Source organism: Paenibacillus cellulositrophicus (genome assembly GCF_009363095.1).
Lineage (GTDB): Bacteria > Bacillota > Bacilli > Paenibacillales > Paenibacillaceae > Paenibacillus_AQ > Paenibacillus_AQ favisporus.
On sequence record NZ_CP045295.1, the window covers coordinates 6466788 to 6488816 of the forward strand.

Below are 22029 nucleotides of genomic sequence, written 5' to 3' on the forward strand. Positions count from 1 at the left end.
GACGATATATTAGAATAGATAGGTCTGTATATTTAGTTAGGCTTCTTATGAGGCGCGGATTCCCGATCCAGGGACCGTGCAAAGACAAGAAAGTTGAAAGTGAGAATTTGCCATGATGATTAATAACCGGATGACATTTGAAAATCTGTGCTTGCGGAATGAACCGCTTGCGAACCACTCGTCCTATCAGATCGGCGGAGAAGCGAATTTCTTCGCCATGCCCGAAACGGCCGAAGAGCTGATCACGCTGCTGCAGGGATGCAGAACCCATGGGCTGGACTATTTTTTCTGCGGGATGGGATCTAATCTTCTGTTTCCCGACAATCCGCGCAAAGATACGCTGTACATTTCTTTGAAAAGGCTGGTTTATTGGGACATTACCCCGGACAAATGGTTTATTTCTTCGGGAACGCCGATGTCCATGCTGTCGATCGCAGGCCTGATGTATAACATCCCGGGTTACGAGTTTACCTACTTGCTGCCGGGCGGCCTAGGGGCCGGCATTTACATGAACGCCAAGTACAACCACCGACAGATCAGCGACATTATCAAAACGGTGTATTATGTGGACTTGGAGGATCCTTCCCTGTCCGTTCAATCGATTGATGTCAGCCAGTGCAAATATGGCTATAAGCAGTCCATATTCCAGATGAATCCGTGGCTCATTTTGGGTGCGGATATGCTGGCCGTACCGGAGCAATTGGATCCGCAGCAGGCAAACCGCCTTCTGAGCCGCTGGAAGGACAAAGAGGGGATGTCGTCCCTGTCTTCGTTCTATTCGTATATGGCTGAAGAGGCGAAGGCGCTCCAAAGCCGGGGAATCCATCTGCCCGCCCCGATGACCCAGATTGAGGAGTACCGGAACGGCAAGCGCCATTTCGAGTATCCTTCCTGCGGATCCGTCTTTAAAAACAATTACGATTACGGCGTTCCCGTCGGTGCTTTGGTCGACCGGCTTGAATTAAAAGGGAAGGCATACGGCGGCGCCATGATTTCCCCTTTTCACGGGAACATGATCATCAACACGGACCATGCGACCGCCGAGCACATTAAATATTTGATGAATGTGATTATGGAGGGTGTCGACAAGGCGTTCGGCTTCGTTCCTGAACCTGAGGTCGTCGTCGTCGAGTAGTCTGTTTCAAATCCGAATATGTGAACATTATGTGACCGTAACCCGCCTTCTCCCGCGATTGGCGGGTTATTTGTGTCACATTCGTGAGCGGGGTGACAATCAAGTTAAAAATCTTTAAATTAAGGTATTGTAATTGGACGAGGGTGTATGTATACTAAAAAAGTAAGTAAGTAACAAAAAGGAGGAAGATATAAAAATGTCTAAACAGTTTATTGATGCACTCAAGAACAGACGTTCCATATATGGAATCAGCAAGGAGCAGGTGATCTCCGACGAGAAAGTTCAGGAGATCGTCAACGACGCGGTGAAATACACGCCGTCTTCTTTCAACTCGCAAAGCACACGCGTTGTCGTTCTGCTTGGCGAGCAGCATGACAAGCTGTGGAATGTAACGGAGAACGTGCTGAAAGCCGTTGTTCCGGCTGACAGCTTTGCACCCACTGCTGAGAAAATGGCTGCTTTCCGCGCCGGATACGGCACGATCCTGTTCTTCGAAGATTATGAAGTCATTGAAGGACTGCAAGCAAGCTTCCCTTCTTATGCAGACAACTTCCCTGTATGGTCCCACCATACTTCGGCGATGCACCAATTGGTCATCTGGACCGCGCTTGAAGCCGAAGGTCTTGGCGCCAGCCTGCAGCACTACAACCCGCTGATCGACCAGAAGGTTGCCGCAGAGTGGAACATTCCTGCGAGCTGGAAACTGATCGCCCAAATGCCTTTCGGCAAACCGACAGTTCAGCCAGGCGAGAAAGAATTCAAGCCGCTTGAAGACCGCGTTAAAGTATTCAAATAAGCGGTACGGAATTTTTATACTTAATCAAAGAGAAGCACCTCACGTATTAGGCGTGGGGTGCTTTTTTGCGTGCCATGCTATTCTGCAGCCGATTTGGAGCGTCCGCCGCCAAGCGTGCGAATCTGCTCCTCCATGATGCCGCTGACCTTGGCTGCAAAGTCAATGAGCAGCTCGATCTGCTCCGCCGTATAGGACGAGCCGAGCCGGACCACGGAATCGTGCAGCGGCTTGAAGGTCTCGCGAACTTCGTCCCTGGCAAAATAGTCGGGGACGATCATGACCCGGCGTCTGTCGGACGGGTCCTGCTCCCTCCGCACGTAACCCGCTTTCTCCAGACGGTCGATCAGGGCGGTGACGGTGCCGGTGGAGAGACCGGTTATTTTGGAGAGCTCTCCGGCCGTAATCGGACCGGTTTCCCACAATATATCTACGGATTTCAAATCGGTGTTGGATAAGCCGAGGGAACTGGCGACATGCTGTTGGTACAGGACGGTCCTGGTTCCCAGTTTTCTCATTTGCGAAGCCAACCGTTCTTCAGGTGATGTGTTGCCCTCAGCATTTTGACTTGACAAAAGCAAGACCTCCTCTTAGAATCTGAATATCTTGATGATCGAGATACTTGAATTCCGAGATAATGACTTGGTTTCATTTTATCGGAAGGGACAATACATTGTAAAGGAGATAACCAATGGAAGCGACGAAAAGCAACATAAAAATGGTCGTAGCAGGGCTGCTGCTGGCCATTTTTATGTCTGCCATTGACAATACCATTGTCGCCACCGCCATGGGTACGATCGTATCCGATCTTGGGGGACTGGACAAATTCGTCTGGGTCACCTCAGCCTATATGGTGACGACGATGGCCGGCATGCCGATCTTCGGCAAGCTGTCGGACATGTACGGGAGGAAGCGTTTTTTCATTTTCGGCTTAACCGTGTTTTTGCTGGGGTCCGCGCTGTGCGGCCTGGCTCAGACGATTGAACAGCTGAGCTTGTACCGGGCGATTCAGGGGATCGGGGGAGGAGCACTCCTGCCGATTGCGTTTACGATTATTTTCGACATTTTTCCGCCGGAGAACCGGGGTAAAATGACTGGGCTGCTCGGAGCCGTGTTCGGATCTGCCAGCGTGGTGGGACCGCTGCTCGGTGCGTATATTACCGAATACGCCGGCTGGGAGTGGGTATTCTACATCAACGTGCCAATCGGCATCGTGTCCCTGATTTTCATTTTGCGCAGTTACAAAGAGTCCCCCTCCCATAATAAGCAAAAAATCGACTGGTGGGGCGCCTCGACGCTCGTTATCGCCGTCATCAGCTTGATGTTCGCATTGGAGCTTGGCGGCAAGGAGTATGCATGGGGCTCCGCACCGATTATTGCTCTGTTTGCCAGCTTTGCGGTGTTCTTCATCATCTTCTTCTTCGTGGAGCTGAAAGCGAAGGAGCCGATCTTGCCGTTCTTCCTGTTTAAACGCCGGCTATTTGCGGCATCGCAGCTGCTCGCGTTTTTGTACGGCGGAACCTTTATCATCATGACGGTATATATCCCGATCTTCGTGCAGGCGGTGTATGGCGGTTCAGCTACGAACGCCGGGTTGATCCTGACGCCGATGATGCTGGGATCGGTGGCCGGGAGCGCCATCGGCGGGATTTTCTCCACCAAGACAAGCTACCGGAACCTTATGATCATGTCGGTCATTTTCTATTTGGGCGGCATGTATCTGCTCAGCACGCTGACCCCCGATACCGCCCGGATGTATCTGACGATCTTCATGATCATCGTCGGCTTCGGCATGGGCTTCTCGTTCTCGCTGCTGCCGACGGCATCCCAGCATAACCTGGAGCCTCGCTTCCGCGGTACCGCAAACTCGACCAACCAGTTTTTGCGGTCGCTCGGCATGACGATGGGGATCACGATTTTCGGCACCATTCAGAACAATTTGTTCACGAACCGGCTTGCCGAAAATTTCAAAGGCATGGGCGGCGGGGCCAATTCGGCCATGGCCAACGTCGGCAGTCCGCAGGAAATTTTCCAATCGGCCAACCGCGCCAAAATTCCGGCCGAAGTGCTCAACAACATCGTGGATGCCATGTCTCATTCCATTTCCCGCGTATTCCTGTTTGCGCTGATTCCGATCGCCATCGCCGCGGTCGTGGTGGCCTGCATGGGAAATGCCAGAGTCACCGTCAGCAAGGAACAAAAGGCCGCTTCAGCAAAACAGCAGAAAACGGTATAAATCGGTTAAAAAAATGCAAGGGCTGTCCGTTTCCACGGGCAGCCCTTGCTGATTGAAGGCAAACTTTTAATTACAACACGAATGTGGACATTATTTTTATATAGGACAAGAGCGATATATTTTTTCAAGTATGCACAGGCAAAAAAACGCTAAATGTCGTACCTTGACCGGGTTCACTCACAACGCGGATGAACCCGCCGTGGGCCCGGACTAAATGATGAGCAATCGATAATCCGAGGCCCGTTCCGCCTGTGTGCCGCGAACGGGCCTTTTCCACGCGATAAAAACGATCGAACAGGTGAGCCAATTCATCAGCTGGAATACCGATGCCGGAGTCTATCACCGAGACACAGACATAAAGTGCATTCTGATCCCAAACTTGATCTTCAATGATAACCGAAACCTTTCCGCCTTCCGATGTGTAGCGAACTGCATTTGTCAACAAATTGATGAACACCTGCGTCATTCGTCTCGCGTCTGCCATCACCGTTACCGGCCTTGTGTTTGAAGAGAAGCACATTTCCAGCCCGTTCTCCTCAGCCTCCACGTTCATATCGTCCACAAGTTGTTCAAGTCTTGCTGAGAGATCGAGCGGTTTGCAATCCAGCGCCAATCGGCCCGCCTCAGCCAGCGACAAGACATGAAGATCTTCCACAAGCAGGCCTAAGCGGATCACTTCGTCATGGAGTCTAAGCAGCATTTCCGGGGGGACGGATTGACCGGCCTGCTGAGCATTTTCTAGTTTGAGCTGCATGATCGACAGCGGGGTCCGCAGCTCATGAGCGACATCCGCTACCAACCGCCTGCGGGCGTCCTCGGCTTCCCGGAGACGGAGCGTCATGTCATTGAATGTCCGGATGACTTTGCCGTATTCGTCCTTTGATTTTACAGGAACGTTCACGTCCAGATCTCCCTGCGCAACGCGTTCGATCGCGGCAACAAGCTTTCGAAGCGGGATCGTGAGCACCCCTGAAATCCATAAACTAGCGAACAGCCCGGTTGCGATGAAAAAGAACCAATTCCCAAGCTCGAATTTCCGCATTTTTCCTGAAACGTAAGTTTTCAAGTGCTCAATTTGTTCCGCGGCTGATGCGCTCAAATAAGCTGTACTGATTTCTTCCTTGCGATATTGATCGAACAACGACTCCATATAAGCCTGCTTGGTAACGGCATGAACACCTCCGATAATAAAAACGAGCAGTCCCATGCAGACAAATATTTTTTGGCGAACCGTGAGCGTCATGATTGTTCACCGAATCGGTAACCGAAACCGTAGACCGTTTGAATATAACGGGGATTGGCCGAATCGTCTCCCAGCTTGCGGCGAAGATTCCGGATGTGGGAATCCATCGTTCGCTCGTAGCCCATATATTCATCCGCGAGGGCGGCTTTTAACAATTGCAGGCGGCTGAAAACCATTCCGGGACGCGCAGCCAATGTGAGCAAAATTTTGAATTCGGTCGGTGTCAGTTGAATCTCCTGACCATCCTTGAACACCTGACATTTGGTCTCGGAAATGGTCAGGTTGTCTCTTTCAATAAGTATTGGCTTGTCTTCAGGTCCACGCAAGCGGCGAAGCAATGCACGGATTCGCGATGACAGCTCACGCAAGCTGAACGGTTTCGTCAAATAATCGTCCGCACCGATTTCAAGACCGACGATTTTATCCGTTTCATCCGAACGGGCTGTGACCATAATAATGCCGCAATTCGAGGTTTGTCTGATTTCACGGCACACGTCGATGCCGCTTTTCTCCGGAAGCATCCAATCAAGCACAATGAGATCTGGTCGTTCAGACCGGGCAATCATGAGCGCTTCTTTCCCGGTACGGGCGGTCAATACTCGAAACCCCTCACGATGCAAATAGGTCTGCATCTCCTCAAGCATGCCTGGTTCGTCCTCCACAAGCAACAACTTCGCTTCCATTCGAATCCCATCTTTCCAGTTTAGTCTGCTTCGAGTAGGTGAGCTCCATCACTTACCCCCAATTATACTGTGTTTTAACACGATCATGAATAAATCCATACAAAAGGAGCGGGATCTGCATAAGTTCTCGACATTTATTGTTTACACTGACTGTGCAATCAGAGCGATAGACGCATAAGAACAAAAATCTTAAATTAACGAAGGCGAGGATTCAAAGATGAGTAATCTACCCGTAAACCGCAGTGAACCTGAAGCCCTGGATCGTACGGTGGAAGCAGCCGATCTTTCACTGCTCGCAGTTAGAACGCGTGTCGTGTACACGGCAGTGGTGAAGAACGAATCAAAAACAAAAAGGAGCTTTGACCAATGAAAATAAAGATGGTGATGTTCGCTATATTTTGTGTTTTTCTACTTGTTCCATCAATTGCTTCCGCTGCTGCGGCCAATGGTAATGTCGGATACGGAGCAGCTACCCCTGGGCGAATCTGGGCTTCGTTAGATGCGATGTTGGGCTTGATCGGCGCGATCCTCGGCGGGCTTTCTTTGGCTCGCTCGGCAGGTCGATTCGGTAAGGGCAGTGGGAGGCGCGGGGCCATCGTGTCCGGGGTGGTGGGGCTGATTGTCATAGTCTACGCCCTGCTGCATTTGACCATTTTTACCGGAGATTTCGGAACCGGCAGCGGGCGGGCCGGAGCCATCATTGCCATTGTAATGGGGTTGGTCGGCATCGTCCTTGCCGGGTTGACTTTGGCTCGATCTCGCCATTCGGGCTGATGCGTAATCGTTAAATACCTGATTTTGGCCGACTTGGACCGCTGCAAGCGGTCCAACAAATGAAATGCAATAAAGAAAAAAATGCTCTCCTTATCGTATAAGGGAGCATTTTTATTAGCAAATCTTTAAACATTTGCATTCAACATCTGAGATGCTGTGTGATGAACAGTGCAGCACGGTCCAGGGCTTGATCGGCTTCATCAAGCATACCTGTGAACGCCTGGAACACATGCGGGACGTCGGCGGTAACGTCAAGGATGACATCGACGCCTGCTGCACGTGCACGATCGGCTAACTGCGTGGAATCGTCAAGAAGCAGCTCATTGGTTCCGGCCTGCAGCAGGATCGGTGGGAATCCGGTAAGATCGGCGAACCTGGCGGGGCTTACGAGTTCATGATTCGGATCCTGTCCTGCGAGGTACATCTCGTCCGTCAATGCAAAGCCCTCACGGGTGAAGAACGGATCGAGCCCCGTTTTGTTACCCATACTTGCTCCGGAATGCGTCTTATCGAGCCCCGGCGAGAACGTCACGACCGCTGCTGGCATCGGCAGGCCTGCGTCCCGTGCCATCAGGCAAGTCGAGACAGCAATACCGCCGCCGGCAGAGTCGCCGGCAAACGCAATAGACGACGCCTGGGCTCCTTTGTCCAGAAGCTCACGATAGGCTGCGAGAGCATCCTCAAGAGCCGCAGGGAACGGATGTTCCGGGGCGAGGCGATAATCGAGTGAGACGGACCGGATACCGGTCTTGTCGACCAGGTTCGCGGTAAGGGACATAGCCGTGTAGGGGGAGCCCATAATATACGAGCCGCCATGGAAATAAAGAATGACTCCTGGGCGGGTATCCTGTGCAGGGTCAACGATCACACCGGGCCGATTACCAAGGGTCGTCGGTGTGGTCCGCACGCCGGCAGGTACTAACATAGTTGCCATCATGGCAGCGAAGTTCATGCGCATCTCCTCGACAGTTTGCGGCTTGGCGGGCTTAGGACGCCGCAGCATTTCATCCAATTTGTTACGTTGTTCTCTAGACATATGAATAATCTCCTTCTCTTTTTTTATATCGCTTTCTACCGTCAATCTCTCCCAACGATCCGGCGTAATCATAGTGTATAATATGAATGTGACAGAACTTGTCACTATAATTTTTTGGGGGTGAATATGATGGGGAAGTCGAGGCGCCTGATTGAATTGATGATGGCGGTAAATCGAAAACGGAAATTCACCGTCAAAGAGCTTGCCGAAGAATTTGGTGTGTCTACCCGAACCATGCTGCGCGATTTGCAGGAGCTGAGTGGTATGGGAGTGCCTTTATACTCTCAAGTTGGTGCAGGAGGCGGATACCATGTTCTGACAGAGCGAAGCCTTCCACCGATCTCATTTACGGAAAATGAGGCATTCTCCATGTTTTTTGCTTCCCATGCCCTTCGACACTTCAGCTCGCTGCCTTTCGAGGCATCTGCAACATCCGCACTTCGAAAATTTTACAGGTATTTACCGGAAGATGTGAAAAGTCAGATCGACGAGATGCGAAACCGAATTGACTTCTTTACGCATACACGCCCAGAACGAGCTGGCTACCTTGAGTTATTGCTCCAAGCGTCCATTAGAAGGTTGCCCGTAACAATCAATTATGGAATTCGAAAGAATGGTACCCATGAAAGAACGATTCAACCCATCGGTATATATGCCCATGAGGGATATTGGTTTTGCCCGGCTTACTGCTATTTCCGAAAAGCTTTCCGATTATTCCGGGTAGATCGGATAGGGTCAGCCGTCTTGGCGGATGCCGAAGCGTCAACGCCTACAGTGGATGTTTCAGAGGTAGATTTAACGAACTGGGGGCCTCATTTCTACAACACTCTGGAAAGCGTAGATGTTAAAGTGAAACTAACGGCAAAAGGGATTGAGTTATTCCGAGAAAAGAGCTGGATTTTCCCTTGGGGAGAAGTACATCGTTCCGAGGACGGCACAGGCATACTGGAAATGGGGATCTTTCCGTCCGAAATACCATTCTTTGCTGATTATTTTTTTTCGTTCGGTGCTGAAGCGGTCGTGCTCCAACCGGAAGAGCTGAGAGAAGCGGTCAGAACAAAGCTGGTCCGTGCTCTCGAAGAGTATAAAGTTTAAAAACTGCCAGTCTCCCGATTTCAAGTTTATTGGTGGATCTAGATTTCTTTCGCAAGTTAGGTGCGGAGAATATTCCGCATGTTTTCTCACCCATTGTTCCCTGTCCACGGCAATCGATAGAGGTTTGTTGGCCGACTGTGCATATGGGAATTGTGAGGGTTCGCCCGCAATTATAGTATAATAACTTATATGAATAACTGGAGAAAGGGGGAGGACCGTGGCAAGAACGAAGGCTTTTGATACGAATGAGATCCTGCATAAGGCTATGAACATCTTTGGGAACCGCGGCTATGAAGGCACCTCATTACCGGATTTAATCACTGGACTGGGCATTGCCCGTCAAAGTATATACGATACGTATGGAACGAAGTGGGATTTGTTTTTCGCAGCAGTCAAGCACTATATGGATCAGAAGAATCAGGAGCTGAGGAAGCATTGTGAAGGGCCTGGAACGGTGGTTGACAAGGTAGAGCTCGTCTTCACTACCGTCATTAAGGTCCTAATGGACCCCGAACAGCGCCTGCAATGCTTCATTATTAGTAGCGCGATCGAGCAGGCCCCTCATCATGAGGAGCTGGCTGCTTATTTGCAGGCGAATACCGAACTGTCGGAGCAGATCTTTTACACGATGCTGGAACATGCGGTGACAGAAGGGGAAATAAGCACAGAGGTGAACATCCGAGACCTTGCCCGTTTCCTCGTTCACGAGCGGATCGCTCTGATAACGTCAGCCAAGCTCGGAATGGATGAGCCGAAGCTGCTTGGCATCATGCAAATGGTACTGTCCGTCTTCCGGACGATGCAAGGCAGCTAAGCGGTAAGTCTCTTATACAAGTGAATCCCTGAACCCAAAAGGCTCTCCTGTGGTCATCTTAAACGATGATCACAGGAGAGCCTTTTTTCTCAAAGTGCCCTTTGGTTATCTATTGAAAACCATGTCTTGTTTAGCGAAATGAATTGTTCAAGGGAACGCGGCTCTCGCCCGGTTACACGAAGTACCGTGTCCGTAACGTGATCCTCCATTCCTTTGAGGCGGATGCCGACATCCATACCGGCCAGGTATTTGGCATAGCTTTCCGGCAAACCGGAGGCCTTATGCCGCTCTGTAAGTTGCTCTGATGTGATATGGATATGCTTGGCGTTCAGGCCGGTAACGCTGCGTATGACTTGGGCCACATCGTCATAAGTAAGGGATTCCGGGCCAGTAATGATAAGCTCCCGGTTATAGGGCTCCTTGTCGGTTAGGGCATGGAAGCCTACAGCTGCAATATCATCGGCGTCGACGAAACCTACCCTGCCGTCCCCAGCTGCAGTATAGATGCACCCGCTATGGCGCAACGAGTATCCGTGCCCGTGTCCGGCATTCGTGAAGTTCTGCATGAAGTAGGAAGGGCGCAGTACGGCCCATTCGGGGGCGTGCTGACGAAGATAATGGTGAACGGCGCCGAAGATGGGTCCTTTTTCCGGAATCGAGGCACTGGATAACAGGACGAAGCGCTTAACTGAGGCGTCAAGTGCTCTGCGGATAAAAGGAATCATGACCTCTTCAGGGTGCATACTTGCAGGTGCAACCAAATACACGGCATGAACGTCCTTTAGGAGGTCATCGTGGTTAGAGTCATCGAACCAGTCGAACGGGACGTGTTCACCCATTTTCTTATCCCCAGGCTTGGGTATACTGCGTCCGGCTCTTCGAATCAGGTAACCTTGACTGTCGAGCAGCTGTGCAATGCGGGAGGAGGTATTGCCCTCTCCTCCGGTTAGTAGAATGCGCGTGAATGATTCATTATGCATACGGTTCTCTCCTTCAGTTCTAATAATTGTCCTATATCTTACGCTAATGGATTCCAGTAGTCCTGATAGTGGACAATCTTTCCATCTTGAACTTCGACTACGGATATATAGCTTTGCTCATAAGGTTTGCCTGTGACCAGGTTTTTGCCGCTCGCCCCGAACTGAGCGAAGAACACCGGGGCGCCGGCCGCTACATGAATGACCGGTGAAGTGAATGAGGTGATCTCAAGCACTTTTCCTAACTTCTCCAAATACTCCAATAGCACGGTCTTTCCTTCCAGGCGTTTAGGATTAGGTTCCTGAGCATAAGGAAATTCGAAGACGATATCTTCAGCAAACAAATTGATAAATGCAGCATAATCCTTACGAATATAACGGTCTGCGAAAAGATGAATGAGCTGTTCGGCTTGCTCGTGTGACAAAGTACTCATTTCTGTTGCCTCGCTTTCTTGATGGAATAGGTGTTATTACATAATGATGGATGGCCTAGACTCACTATATCACTTTCCGGACTGAACAGTCAAATATATTCGGACTGATCGATCAAAAAATATCCGGGCTGTTCGGGCAGTTTTTTGTACTTTCGCTAAAGTGTAATTTTTAACTTTTACCTGGCAGAAAAATGACAGATTTTAATCGGCATAGTAGAATAATAGAGAAATCATGTTTACCAGCAATGAACGGTGTAAAATTATGTCGAGAGAGGGATTTGACCATGTCGGATCAGCATTTGAAACCGGATTCGCAAGAGAGCCAGGTTCAGTCCAAGGAACTGCTCGATGCGCTGATGGCTTTTAAAAAGGGAGATTTTACATACCGCATGCCATATGATCAGACGGGCATCGCCGGAAAAATCGCAGACACCTTTAATGAGATCATGGAAATGCAGGAGAGCCTTGTGTCCGAAATCGATACCGTTGCCAGGGTTGTCGGTAAAGAGGGCAAGCTGTCGCGCAGGTTTTCCCATAAAAATACCGGCGGGTCTTGGGAGGCGGCTGTAGAATCGTTAAACGGTCTTGTCAGTGACCTGATCCAGCCGACCAGCGAGATGGTGCGCGTGATCAACGCGGTTGCCCAGGGCGATTTGCGGCAAAAGGTGGATCTGGAGTTTGAAGGGCGGCCGCTGACCGGCGAGTTCAAAAAATCCGCCAACAACATCAACAAGATGGTTAACCAGCTGAGCAAGTTTGCTTCCGAAGTAACTCGCGTAGCCAAAGAGGTGGGGACTGAAGGCATTTTGGGCGGTCAAGCCGATGTTGAAGGCGTCTCAGGGACATGGAAGGATCTGACCGACAGCGTGAACGGCATGGCGGCTAATCTGACGAGCCAGGTGCGCAGCATCGCCGAAGTGACGACGGCAGTGGCCAAGGGCGATCTCACCAAGCAGATCACGGTCAATGCCAGCGGCGAAATTCTGGAATTGAAAAATACGATTAATACGATGGTGGAACAGCTGTCGACCTTTGCGTCCGAGGTCACCCGAATGGCCCGCGAGGTCGGCACGGAAGGAAAGCTCGGCGGGCAGGCGAACGTCAAGGGTGTGTCCGGCACGTGGAGAGATTTGACGGAGAGCGTCAACGACATGGCCACGAATTTGACGGATCAGGTCCGCAATATTGCGGTCGTTACGACAGCTGTTGCCAACGGGGATTTATCGAAAAAAATTACTGCCAACGTTCAGGGTGAAATCCTGGAACTTAAAAATACGATCAACACGATGGTGGACCAGCTGTCCATGTTCGCTTCCGAAGTGACGAAGATCGCCCGCGAAGTCGGCACCGAGGGCATATTGGGCGGACAGGCGGAGGTCAGCGGCGTAGCAGGAACATGGCGTGACTTGACCGAAAGCGTCAACTCCATGGCCAGCAATCTGACCAACCAGGTCCGTAACATCGCCGAAGTGACGACAGCGGTGGCAAAGGGCGACCTGTCCAAGCACATCACGGTTAACGCCAAGGGTGAAATTCTCGAGCTGAAAAATACGATCAACACGATGGTGGATCAGCTCAGCACGTTTGCGTCCGAAGTTACCCGCGTGGCCCGCGAGGTCGGAACGCTCGGCATGCTTGGCGGTCAGGCGCAGGTGAAGGGCGTGGCCGGCACGTGGCGCGATCTGACCGAGAACGTCAACTACATGGCCTCGAACCTGACGAATCAGGTGCGCAATATCGCCGTCGTGACGACGGCGGTGGCGAACGGGGACCTGTCGAAGAAGATCACCGCGGACGTTCAGGGCGAAATCCTTGAGCTGAAAAATACGATCAACACGATGGTGGATCAGCTCAGCACGTTTGCGTCCGAGGTTACCCGCGTCGCCCGCGAGGTCGGCACCGAAGGGAAGCTCGGCGGACAGGCCGAGGTCCGGGGCGTCGGCGGCACGTGGAAGGATTTGACCGAAGGCGTTAACAATATGGCCCGTAACCTGACGAATCAGGTGCGGAACATCGCCGAAGTGACGACGGCTGTAGCGAAGGGCGACTTGTCCAAGAAGATTACGGTCGACGTCAAGGGCGAACTGCTCGAGCTGAAAAACACAATGAACACGATGGTAGACCAGCTCAGCAATTTCGCGTCGGAAGTAACGCGGGTGGCCAGCGAGGTCGGAACAGAAGGCAAGCTCGGTGCCCAGGCGAACGTCAAGGATGTGTCGGGTACCTGGAAGGACCTGACCGATACGGTGAACAACATGACCCGCAACCTGACGATCCAGATGCGGAACATTGCCGGTGTGACCACTGCGGTCGCCAACGGGGATTTGTCCAAGAAAATTACGGTCGACGTCAGCGGCGAGCTGCTGGAGCTGAAAAATACAGTCAATACGATGGTGGACCAGCTGAACTCGTTTGCCTCCGAGGTCACGCGCGTCGCCCGCGAAGTCGGAACAGACGGCAAGCTGGGCGGACAGGCACAGGTGAGCGGGGTCGGCGGCATCTGGAAGGATTTGACCGACAACGTTAACATTATGGCGAACAATCTGACGGATCAGGTCCGCGGTATCGCCAAGGTCGTGACCGCTGTGGCGAACGGGAACCTGAAGCAGAAGCTGAACGTGGATGCGAAGGGCGAAATTGCCGAATTGGCCGATACGATCAACAATATGACCGAGACGCTGGATACGTTCGCCGATCAGGTCATTACCGTCGCCCGTGAGGTCGGCGCAGAAGGAAAGCTGGGCGGTCAGGCCAGCGTTCCGGGGGCCGCCGGCACCTGGCGGGATTTGACCGACAATGTCAACTATATGGCGAGCACATTGACCACGCAGGTCCGCGCAATCACCAATGTGGCCACGGCGGTAGCCAAAGGGGATCTGTCCCGGACAATCGATGTCGCTGCGGCCGGCGAGGTTGCCGCGCTGAAGGACAATGTGAACGAAATGATCCGGAACTTGAAAGAGACGACCCGCATCAATACCGAGCAGGACTGGCTGAAGACCAATCTCGCGAAGTTTTCGAGATTGCTGCAGGGACAGCGTGACCTGTATGCCATCAGCCGCATGATCCTGTCGGAGCTGGCGCCGCTCGTGTCGATGCAGCACGGCGTCTTCTATATCAACGAGCCGGAGAACGACGAACCGGTGCTGACGCTGTTTGCCAGCTACGCCTACCAGAACCGGAAGCATCTGTCGAACCGCTTCCATGCCGGCGAAGGGCTGGTCGGCCAGTGCCTCGTGGAGAAGCAGCGTATCCTGTTGACGAATGTGCCGCATGATTATGTCATGATATCTTCGGGTCTCGGCGAAGCCGTGCCGCTCAATATCGTGCTGCTGCCGATTATATTCGAGGAGCATGTGCTTGGCGTGCTGGAGCTGGCGTCCTTCCGGGCGTTTACCGAGATCGATCTGGCTTTCCTGGATCAACTGACCGAATCGATCGGCATCGTCGTGAACACGATGCAGGCCAACCGCCGGACGGAGGAGCTGCTCATGCAGTCGCAGTCCTTGACGGAGGAGCTGCAGAAGCAGCAGATGGAGCTTCAGCATACGAATGAGGAGCTGGAGGACAAGGCGAAGCTGCTCGTCCTGCAAAAGGCCGAGGTCGAGAGCAAAAACCAGGAGGTCGAGGTTGCGAAGCAGTTCCTGGAGGAGAAGGCGGAGCAGCTTGCGCTGACCTCACGCTACAAATCGGAGTTTTTGGCCAATATGTCGCATGAATTAAGAACACCGCTCAATTCTCTCCTCCTACTTGCCGAACAACTTGCGGATAACCCGGATGAGAATTTGAGCGAACATCAGGTCAAATTCGCCAAAACGATCCAGGATTCGGGTCTGGAGCTGCTGAACCTGATCAATGAAATTTTGGATCTGTCCAAAATTGAATCAGGCACCGTAACGCCGGACTTCAGCGAAGTGTCCCTCAAAGCGCTGACGGACAGCCTCGACCGGTCATTCCGCCCGATGGTGGATAACAGCCTGCTTGAGTTCAGCATCAAGGTGGACCCGAACGTGCCGGATACGGTGGTTACCGATCAGAAGCGGCTGCAGCAGGTGCTCAAAAACCTCCTGTCGAACGCCTTTAAGTTCACGGAGAAGGGCCAGGTTACTTTGGCCCTGCGGCGGGCCAGCGAAGGCTGGAGCAGGGATAACGAGTCGCTGAACCAAGCGCCGAACGTGCTGTGCTTCTCGGTCAGCGACACCGGAATCGGCATTCCGGAGGACAAGCAGCAGATCATTTTCGAGGCGTTCCAGCAGGCGGACGGCAGCACGAACCGGGTGTATGGCGGCACGGGGCTCGGATTGGCCATTTCCCGTGAGATCGCCCAATTGCTTGGCGGGGAACTGACGCTTTACAGCGTCGTCGGCAAAGGCAGTATTTTCAACCTCTACCTGCCGGTCGACACTGAAATGGGGCCGCAGGAGGAAACGCCGAAATACGTGCCGGAAATCATCGATGTCACGCCGCCGGAGCAGAAGCTGACCTTCAGCCGCAGGGCGGATGACGTGAACGACGACCGGGAGCGGATCGAGCCGGGAGATCGCGTCTTTCTCATCATTGAAGACGACGTGAAGTTTAACGAAATCCTGCTGGAGCTGCTGCACCGGAAGAATATCAAGGCCGTCATCACGACAAAAGGATCCGGCGCACTCGAGCTGGCGAGAAAATACCAGCCGGAGGCGATTACGCTCGATCTGCGCCTCGGCGACATGGACGGCTGGATGGTCATTGAGCACTTGAAGAACGACTTGGCAACCCGGCATATTCCGGTCTGCGTCATCACCGTCGAAGAGGATGAAGTTGAACTGCTCCGCAAGGGAGTCTATGAGTATGTTTGCAAGCCGGTCACCAACGAAGACCTAGAGAAGGCGCTGGATCAGCTGAGCCGGTTTGCCGCTGAACAAAGCCGCAGCCTGCTGCTGGCCGCAACGGAAGATGAGCGCTGCCAGGAATGGGCGGCTCTTCTGGGCAGCGAGGACGTGCGGATCATCATGACGCAGACCGCCCGGGAAGCGCTCGAGACCTTGAAGAATGAGCATTTTGACTGCGTGCTCGCGGATAACGATTTGGAGGATATGAACGTTCTGCAGTTCGTCCGGGAAATGCAGAAAAATCCAAAGAACAAGCACACGCCATTGGTCTTGAACCGGAGCGTCAAATGGAACCATGACCAAGAGGAGGAACTGGAAGAGCTGACCAAATCCGCGGTCATCAAAGAGGTCAAGACGCCGGCCCAGATGATCGACGAGACGAGCCTGTTCCTGCACCGCAAGCCGGATGACCTGACAGAACAGGCGGGAGAGCTTGTGCGCAAGCTGTATCAATCCGACGAGATGATTCAGTATAAAAAGGTTCTGGTAGTGGACGACGACATCCGCAACATTTTTGCCTTGACTACCATCCTGGAGCGTCATCAGATGATGGTCGTTCCTGCCGAAAACGGTCACGAGGCCATTCAAATTCTGGAGCAGACGCCGGATATCGAGATTGTGCTGATGGACATCATGATGCCGGTCATGGACGGCTACGAAACGACTCGGGCGATCCGCAGCAAGCCGCTGTTCAAAGATCTCCCGATCATTGCTCTGACCGCCAAGGCGATGAAAGGCGACCGGGAGGAATGCCTGGAAGCCGGAGCATCCGACTACATTACCAAGCCGGTGAACAGCGCGCAGCTGTTGTCGATGATCCGCAGCTGGCTCGGAACGACGGCACCTGAGGAAGATGCCGGGCCGGACCAGGAGGAGTAGAAGGAACGGACATTTAGAGATGTTTCCCGCTGTTTGTGGTGGGAGGCATCTCTTTTTCTATTCTCGGCAATGTCCCTATCACAATAAGCCACTGTTCTTTGATCCTGCTTGGCGGGGAGATCGTGATCTCCAGGGATGTTTTGCCTTTCGGCGGAATGGTTAGACTCTTTATAGACGGGCCGCGGCCGCTTCATCGGCATCAACAGCACCCGGAGATGAAGGCAATGACTACTACGCAGAAAGAAGGGCTTTTCAATGAACGAATCTCTCAAATCCGTAACCGACTGGCTGAACGCGCATAAACAGCAGACCGTTATGATCCGCAAACAGGAGCTCGAGGACACCGACCAGACACGAATCACGCTGGAGGATGTGGAGTACAAGCCGAGCACACCGACGATTGACGAATATACCGAAGGGGATTCGCTGATCCTCCACGGCAGCGGAGCTGTGGTGAACGAGCAGGGAGATATCCCACTTCCGCAGAGCACATACCAAATTTACGTTGACGGATTGAAGTACGCGGAAGTACAGGAGCAGCAGCTTTCCATGGAAACGGAACGGGCAAAATATGAAATTTTCATACAATCTTGAAAAATTTCAATAAGTATCTTTGCATATTCCAATAAATGTGGTAAAGTAAAAATGACCTTATGACTGAAATTGAAAATTGGTCAGTTTTTGCTGATACGCGTTTAGATGGGAGGAGAACATCATAGGATCGGTCGACCGGAAGAAACAGGTGCTGGGCGCGGCTGCCCAGTCCTTTTCCTTGTTCGGGTACAAGGCGACGACGATGGAGCAGGTAGCGAAGATCGCTAATGTGGGAAAAGGAACGATTTATACGTTTTTCGATACGAAGGAACAGCTGTTTGACGAAATTCTGCACGGCGTCATCTCCGAAATGAAGACGATCATTGAGCGGGAAGTGGATCACCGGAAGCCGTTTTTCGACAACCTGTTCCGGGTTCTGGACTCCCTTCTGGAATTCCGGGGGGAGCATGAGCTACTGATCAAGCTCTCACAGGAGGTCAGAGACTTTGGGACGCCACAGTCCCAAGAGGCGATGAGCCGGGTGGAGGGTGTCATCCTCGGCTATATGGAGAAGGAAGTCCGGTTCGCGGTGGAGCAGCACGAAATCCGTGAATGCGATCCGTCCGTCGTCGCTTTCCTCATGCTGAAAATGTATGTCGCCTTGACGTCCGAATGGAACAAACAGCATCAAGAAACGTTAACCAAGGCGGAAATCAGACAGCACTTCCGGCTGTTTCTGGAAGAAGGGCTGTCTGTGAAATAACCGGGCATGCGTTATATCCCTTTATAAGAGCAGGGACCGCTGCGGCCTTTATCAGGCGCCACGGCGAAGTACCCGAGTACGTCTCGGAGCAATGGCCCCACGATGTGGGGGCCATTTGTCCGGAGTATTTCCGTATGCGCAAAACTGACCAATTGAAGAAATCAGTCAATGATACTCGGGAGTGTCTGAGTCATACTAAATAACGTAAAGGGGGAAGCCCGGAAACATGAAATCAATAGCCGTGTTTTTTAAAGATTTGGCGGCGGCCGTAAAAAATCCGAAAGTGCTCATTCCGGTCATTGCCGTCATGTTTATTCCGATTTTGTACAGCGGCGTATATCTGGCGGCCTTTTGGGACCCCTACGGTCATCTGGACCAACTGCCGGTAGCGGTGGTCAACAAGGATAAGGGCGCCGAATTCAAAGGCAAGCAGCTCCACATCGGAGACGATTTAGTGGACGAACTGAAGAAAGGCAAGGACTTTGACTGGGAATTTGTCAGTGAAAAAGAAGCTGAGCAGGGAATCAAGGATAACCGTTATTATATGAAAATTACGATCCCCGAGGATTTTTCCAGCAAAGCGACGACGCTGATGGATGAAAATCCGCAGCCGGCCAGCATCGAATACGAGCCGAACGGAGACTACAACTTTGTGGCCTCCCAGATCGGCAATACGGCCGTAAAAGATATCAAGTCCAAAGTATCCGCGAAGGTAACGGAATCGTATACCGACAGCCTGCTGGACAATTTTACGGAGGTATCGGACGGTTTGGCCGAAGCCGGTGAAGGCGCGGGCAAGCTGCACAACGGCACCAACGATCTGGATGAAGGAGCCGTCAAGCTGAAGGAGAACCTCGGCAAGCTGGCCGCAGGCACCCTGGAAGCGAAGGACGGCATGGGTCCGCTGGCCAAAGGGGCAAGCGACCTGACCAAAGGTGTAGGCGACCTGGAAGGCGGCGCCAAGAAGCTTGCCGGCGGGCTCAGCCAGCTGAGCAGCGCACAGGGTCAGCTGACCGCAGGGGCCGTGTCGGCCCAGAAGGGCGGCGAGCAGCTGTATCAAGGGCTGCAGTCCTCGCTCAAGGGCGCCCAAGACCTGAATTCCGGTCTGAAGAGCGCCGATGAGGGCGCAGCCGGACTGGAATCCGGCCTGAAGGCGTCGGAGAAGGGAAGCGCCGATCTGGCGAGCGGCCTTGAATCTTCCGCAGGCAGCGCTCAGAAGGTCGCCGACGGCGCCAAAGGCGTGGCCGACGGCCTGCAGCAGCTGGCCAAAGCGAGTCCTGAGCTCGCGGCAAACCCTGAGCTGCAGAAGCTCATCGCAGCCAGCCAGGCGGTAGCTGACGGCAGCGCCCAGCTCGCGCAGGGTCAGCAGCAGCTGCTCAGCGGGGCGAACTCGCTGAATGCCGGCCAGAAGAAGCTGGCTAGCGGCGCGGCCCAGCTGCATGCGGGCACGCAGCAGCTCACCGCAGGCAGCGGACAGCTCGTACAAGGCCAGCAGCAGCTCGTGGCCGGCGCATCCAAGCTGAATGCCGGCCAGCAGCAGCTAACGGCCGGCCTGCAAACGTTCGGCCAGAAGCTGTCCGAAGCGGCCGGCGGCAGCCAGAGCCTGGTGGGCGGCGCTCAGCAGCTCCTGGCAGGATCCAGCCAGCTGCAGGGCGGCGTGAACAAGCTGGCCAGCGGGCTCGGAACACTTGCCGACGGTTCGCAGCAGCTGAACAACGGCGCAGGTGACCTGAAGAGCGGCATCAGCAAGCTGGAGGACGGTTCGAAGGAGCTGCAGACGAAGCTGACAGACGCGGCGGATAAAACCTCCGAGCTCAAGAAGACCGATGCGCTTGTGGAAATGTTCGCTTCCCCGGTTGATACGAAGGAAATCGATGACCGCAAAGTGCCGAACTACGGCACAGGTCTGACGCCGTACTTCATGTCGCTCGGCCTGTTCGTCGGAGCGCTCATTTCGACGCTGGTCATTTCGCTCAAAGTAACGACGGTTCCTGGCGCTTCCGGCTTCAGCCGGTTTGTCAGCCGTTCGCTGTCCTTCGCGGGCATGAGCTTGTTCCAGTCCGTGGTCGCGGCAGCGATCATTCTGTACGGACTGGGGCTGGAGGTTCGAAGCGTACCACTCTTCTTCCTCTTCTCTTTTATTACGAGCTTGACGTTTATGTTTATCGTGCAGGCGTTCGTCACCTGGATGGATATGCCGGGACGCTTCCTGATCATCATCCTGCTGATTCTGCAGCTGGCAACCAGCGCCGGAACGTTCCCGCTGGAGCTGATTCCGGATTGGCTGAAGCCGCTGAATCCTTGGCTTCCGATGTCCCACAGCGTGCTCGGATACAAGGCGATTATTGCCAGCGGCGATTTCGATCTGGTGTGGAAGCAGGCAGGCATCCTGGGTATCGACGCCGTGATTTTCCTTGCTTTGACCCTTGTCTACTTCCTGATCAAGGGCCGCAAGGCGAAGGAAGTTCCTGCAGAGCCGCAAACGGCTTAATTGCACTCGCGATAACCATCCATTCACAGGAGTTCCGGTTCTTCCCATCGAAGGACCGGAGCTCCTTTTCGCCTTATTACGCATAAGATGAAACGGGTAGATTTCGGACATTGACGATATTGGGTATAATAAGAAGATACAGACAGGAATGAGGGTAGATAAAAAAATGATAATTCTGAAGACGAAAGACCAGATCAAGTACATGAAAGAAGCGGGCGAAATTTTGGCTGCCTGCCACCGTGAGATCCGCAAGATGATCGCTCCCGGCATCACCACTATAGAGATTGACCGTTTCGCAGAACAATTCATCCGCAAGCATGGGGCTACACCCGAGCAGAAAGGATACAACGGTTTTCCTTATGCGACCTGCACTTCGGTAAACGACGTGATCTGCCATGGCTTCCCAGGCAAAACGGTGCTGAAGGACGGGGATATCATTACCGTGGATATGGTGGTCAACCTGAAAGGCTGGCTGGCCGACTCTGCATGGTCCTATCCGGTCGGAAACATTTCCGAGCAGGCGCAGCGCCTGCTGGACGTGACGCATGAATCCCTGTACAAAGGAATCGAGAAGGCGGTCATCGGCAACCGGATCGGCGACATCTCGCATGCGATCCAGGTTTATGCCGAAGGTGAAGGCTTCTCGGTCGTACGCGATTTCATCGGCCACGGCATCGGGGAGGAAATGCACGAAGCGCCGCAGGTTCCCCACTACGGACCGGCGAATGTGGGTCCACGGCTGAAGGAAGGCATGGTGATTACGATCGAGCCGATGCTGAATACCGGTACTTACCGGAGCAAGATGGACAGCGACGGCTGGACGGCCAGAACGCTGGACGGCGGACTGTCGGCCCAGTACGAGCACACCCTCGCGATTACAGCGAACGGTCCGGAAATTTTGACAGCACAGTAATCGAACTCCCCAGACGGCCTTCAGAAATACAAAAAGAGAAGCATCCTTGTGGTGCTTCTCTTTGTTCATGTGGAGCGCAAGCTATTTCAAATACACCGCAACGCAGATGATGATGGCCAGGACCACGGTCACCACGTACATGGAAGTCAGCTTGGACAAATTCTTCTTCGTACGATGCTCGTATTCCGGGTTACGCTTCTTATTTTCTGCGGAAAAACCGACCCAGAACGTCCCGACAGCAGCCAGCAGGGCGATGCCGATCACGACGATGTAAATCCACATATACAATCACCTTCCTTGATCCTTGGCTGTGCATGACAGGAACGCATTCTTTGCTTCATCATACCATGCTCCGGTG

At 53.0% G+C, this 22029-nt stretch carries 18 protein-coding genes; 11 read left to right on the forward strand and 7 right to left on the reverse strand.

The window, feature by feature from the left end:
- Nucleotides 1-112: 112 nt before the first annotated feature.
- Complete coding sequence (locus tag GCU45_RS29510; protein ID WP_244169189.1) at nt 113-1135, forward strand: UDP-N-acetylmuramate dehydrogenase; 1023 nt, start codon at nt 113-115, stop codon at nt 1133-1135.
- 196 nt (nt 1136-1331) lie between these two features.
- Nucleotides 1332-1931: a nitroreductase family protein gene (locus GCU45_RS29515; RefSeq protein ID WP_152402573.1), complete on the forward strand. Its 600-nt coding sequence runs from the start codon at nt 1332-1334 to the stop codon at nt 1929-1931.
- Between the two features lie 77 nt (nt 1932-2008).
- Here GCU45_RS29515 and GCU45_RS29520 read toward each other — a convergent pair whose 3' ends face one another.
- A complete protein-coding gene (locus tag GCU45_RS29520; protein WP_145137697.1) occupies nt 2009-2446 on the reverse strand; it encodes a MarR family winged helix-turn-helix transcriptional regulator in 438 nt (145 codons plus the stop codon).
- 173 nt (nt 2447-2619) lie between these two features.
- On the opposite strand from GCU45_RS29520, the gene GCU45_RS29525 reads away from it, so the two are divergent.
- On the forward strand, nt 2620-4164 hold the full coding sequence (locus GCU45_RS29525; RefSeq protein ID WP_152402575.1) for an MDR family MFS transporter: 1545 nt from the start codon (nt 2620-2622) through the stop codon (nt 4162-4164).
- Nucleotides 4165-4288: 124 nt separating this feature from the next.
- Here the strand turns inward: GCU45_RS29525 and GCU45_RS29530 are convergent, their stop codons facing one another.
- Entirely contained in the window at nt 4289-5314 is a 1026-nt protein-coding gene (locus GCU45_RS29530; protein ID WP_244364333.1) for a sensor histidine kinase, read from the reverse strand.
- 89 nt (nt 5315-5403) lie between these two features.
- A complete protein-coding gene (locus GCU45_RS29535; protein WP_152402579.1) occupies nt 5404-6090 on the reverse strand; it encodes a response regulator transcription factor in 687 nt (228 codons plus the stop codon).
- 366 nt (nt 6091-6456) lie between these two features.
- Between GCU45_RS29535 and GCU45_RS29540 the strand changes: the two genes are divergently transcribed.
- Entirely contained in the window at nt 6457-6864 is a 408-nt protein-coding gene (locus tag GCU45_RS29540; protein ID WP_152402581.1) for a DUF6223 family protein, read from the forward strand.
- A gap of 139 nt (nt 6865-7003) precedes the next feature.
- Here GCU45_RS29540 and GCU45_RS29545 read toward each other — a convergent pair whose 3' ends face one another.
- Entirely contained in the window at nt 7004-7789 is a 786-nt protein-coding gene (locus tag GCU45_RS29545; protein WP_208837083.1) for an alpha/beta hydrolase, read from the reverse strand.
- Between the two features lie 237 nt (nt 7790-8026).
- On the opposite strand from GCU45_RS29545, the gene GCU45_RS29550 reads away from it, so the two are divergent.
- Nucleotides 8027-8995 (forward strand): helix-turn-helix transcriptional regulator, encoded by a 969-nt coding sequence (locus tag GCU45_RS29550; protein ID WP_341874533.1) that lies wholly within the window; start codon nt 8027-8029, stop codon nt 8993-8995.
- Nucleotides 8996-9212: 217 nt separating this feature from the next.
- Nucleotides 9213-9809 (forward strand): TetR/AcrR family transcriptional regulator, encoded by a 597-nt coding sequence (locus GCU45_RS29555; protein ID WP_152402585.1) that lies wholly within the window; start codon nt 9213-9215, stop codon nt 9807-9809.
- Between the two features lie 89 nt (nt 9810-9898).
- Here GCU45_RS29555 and GCU45_RS29560 read toward each other — a convergent pair whose 3' ends face one another.
- Complete coding sequence (locus GCU45_RS29560; RefSeq protein WP_152402588.1) at nt 9899-10789, reverse strand: NmrA family NAD(P)-binding protein; 891 nt, start codon at nt 10787-10789, stop codon at nt 9899-9901.
- A 38-nt stretch (nt 10790-10827) separates the two neighbouring features.
- The gene (locus GCU45_RS29565; RefSeq protein ID WP_152402590.1) at nt 10828-11220 is read right to left on the reverse strand and encodes a nuclear transport factor 2 family protein; all 393 of its coding nucleotides are present in this window, start codon (nt 11218-11220) and stop codon (nt 10828-10830) included.
- Nucleotides 11221-11504: 284 nt separating this feature from the next.
- Between GCU45_RS29565 and GCU45_RS29570 the strand changes: the two genes are divergently transcribed.
- The 5 genes from GCU45_RS29570 (at nt 11505) to map (ending at nt 21671) form a co-directional block, all read left to right on the forward strand.
- Nucleotides 11505-16970: a HAMP domain-containing protein gene (locus tag GCU45_RS29570; protein WP_152402591.1), complete on the forward strand. Its 5466-nt coding sequence runs from the start codon at nt 11505-11507 to the stop codon at nt 16968-16970.
- 255 nt (nt 16971-17225) lie between these two features.
- Entirely contained in the window at nt 17226-17564 is a 339-nt protein-coding gene (locus GCU45_RS29575) for a protein YmzB (RefSeq protein ID WP_152402593.1), read from the forward strand.
- A gap of 121 nt (nt 17565-17685) precedes the next feature.
- Complete coding sequence (locus tag GCU45_RS29580) at nt 17686-18267, forward strand: TetR/AcrR family transcriptional regulator (RefSeq protein ID WP_105443472.1); 582 nt, start codon at nt 17686-17688, stop codon at nt 18265-18267.
- Nucleotides 18268-18493: 226 nt separating this feature from the next.
- On the forward strand, nt 18494-20758 hold the full coding sequence (locus GCU45_RS29585; RefSeq protein ID WP_152402595.1) for a YhgE/Pip family protein: 2265 nt from the start codon (nt 18494-18496) through the stop codon (nt 20756-20758).
- Nucleotides 20759-20924: 166 nt separating this feature from the next.
- The gene (gene map / locus GCU45_RS29590) at nt 20925-21671 is read left to right on the forward strand and encodes a type I methionyl aminopeptidase (protein WP_076169476.1); all 747 of its coding nucleotides are present in this window, start codon (nt 20925-20927) and stop codon (nt 21669-21671) included.
- An 81-nt stretch (nt 21672-21752) separates the two neighbouring features.
- Here the strand turns inward: map and GCU45_RS29595 are convergent, their stop codons facing one another.
- Entirely contained in the window at nt 21753-21953 is a 201-nt protein-coding gene (locus GCU45_RS29595; protein WP_076167546.1) for a hypothetical protein, read from the reverse strand.
- Nucleotides 21954-22029 lie beyond the last annotated feature (76 nt).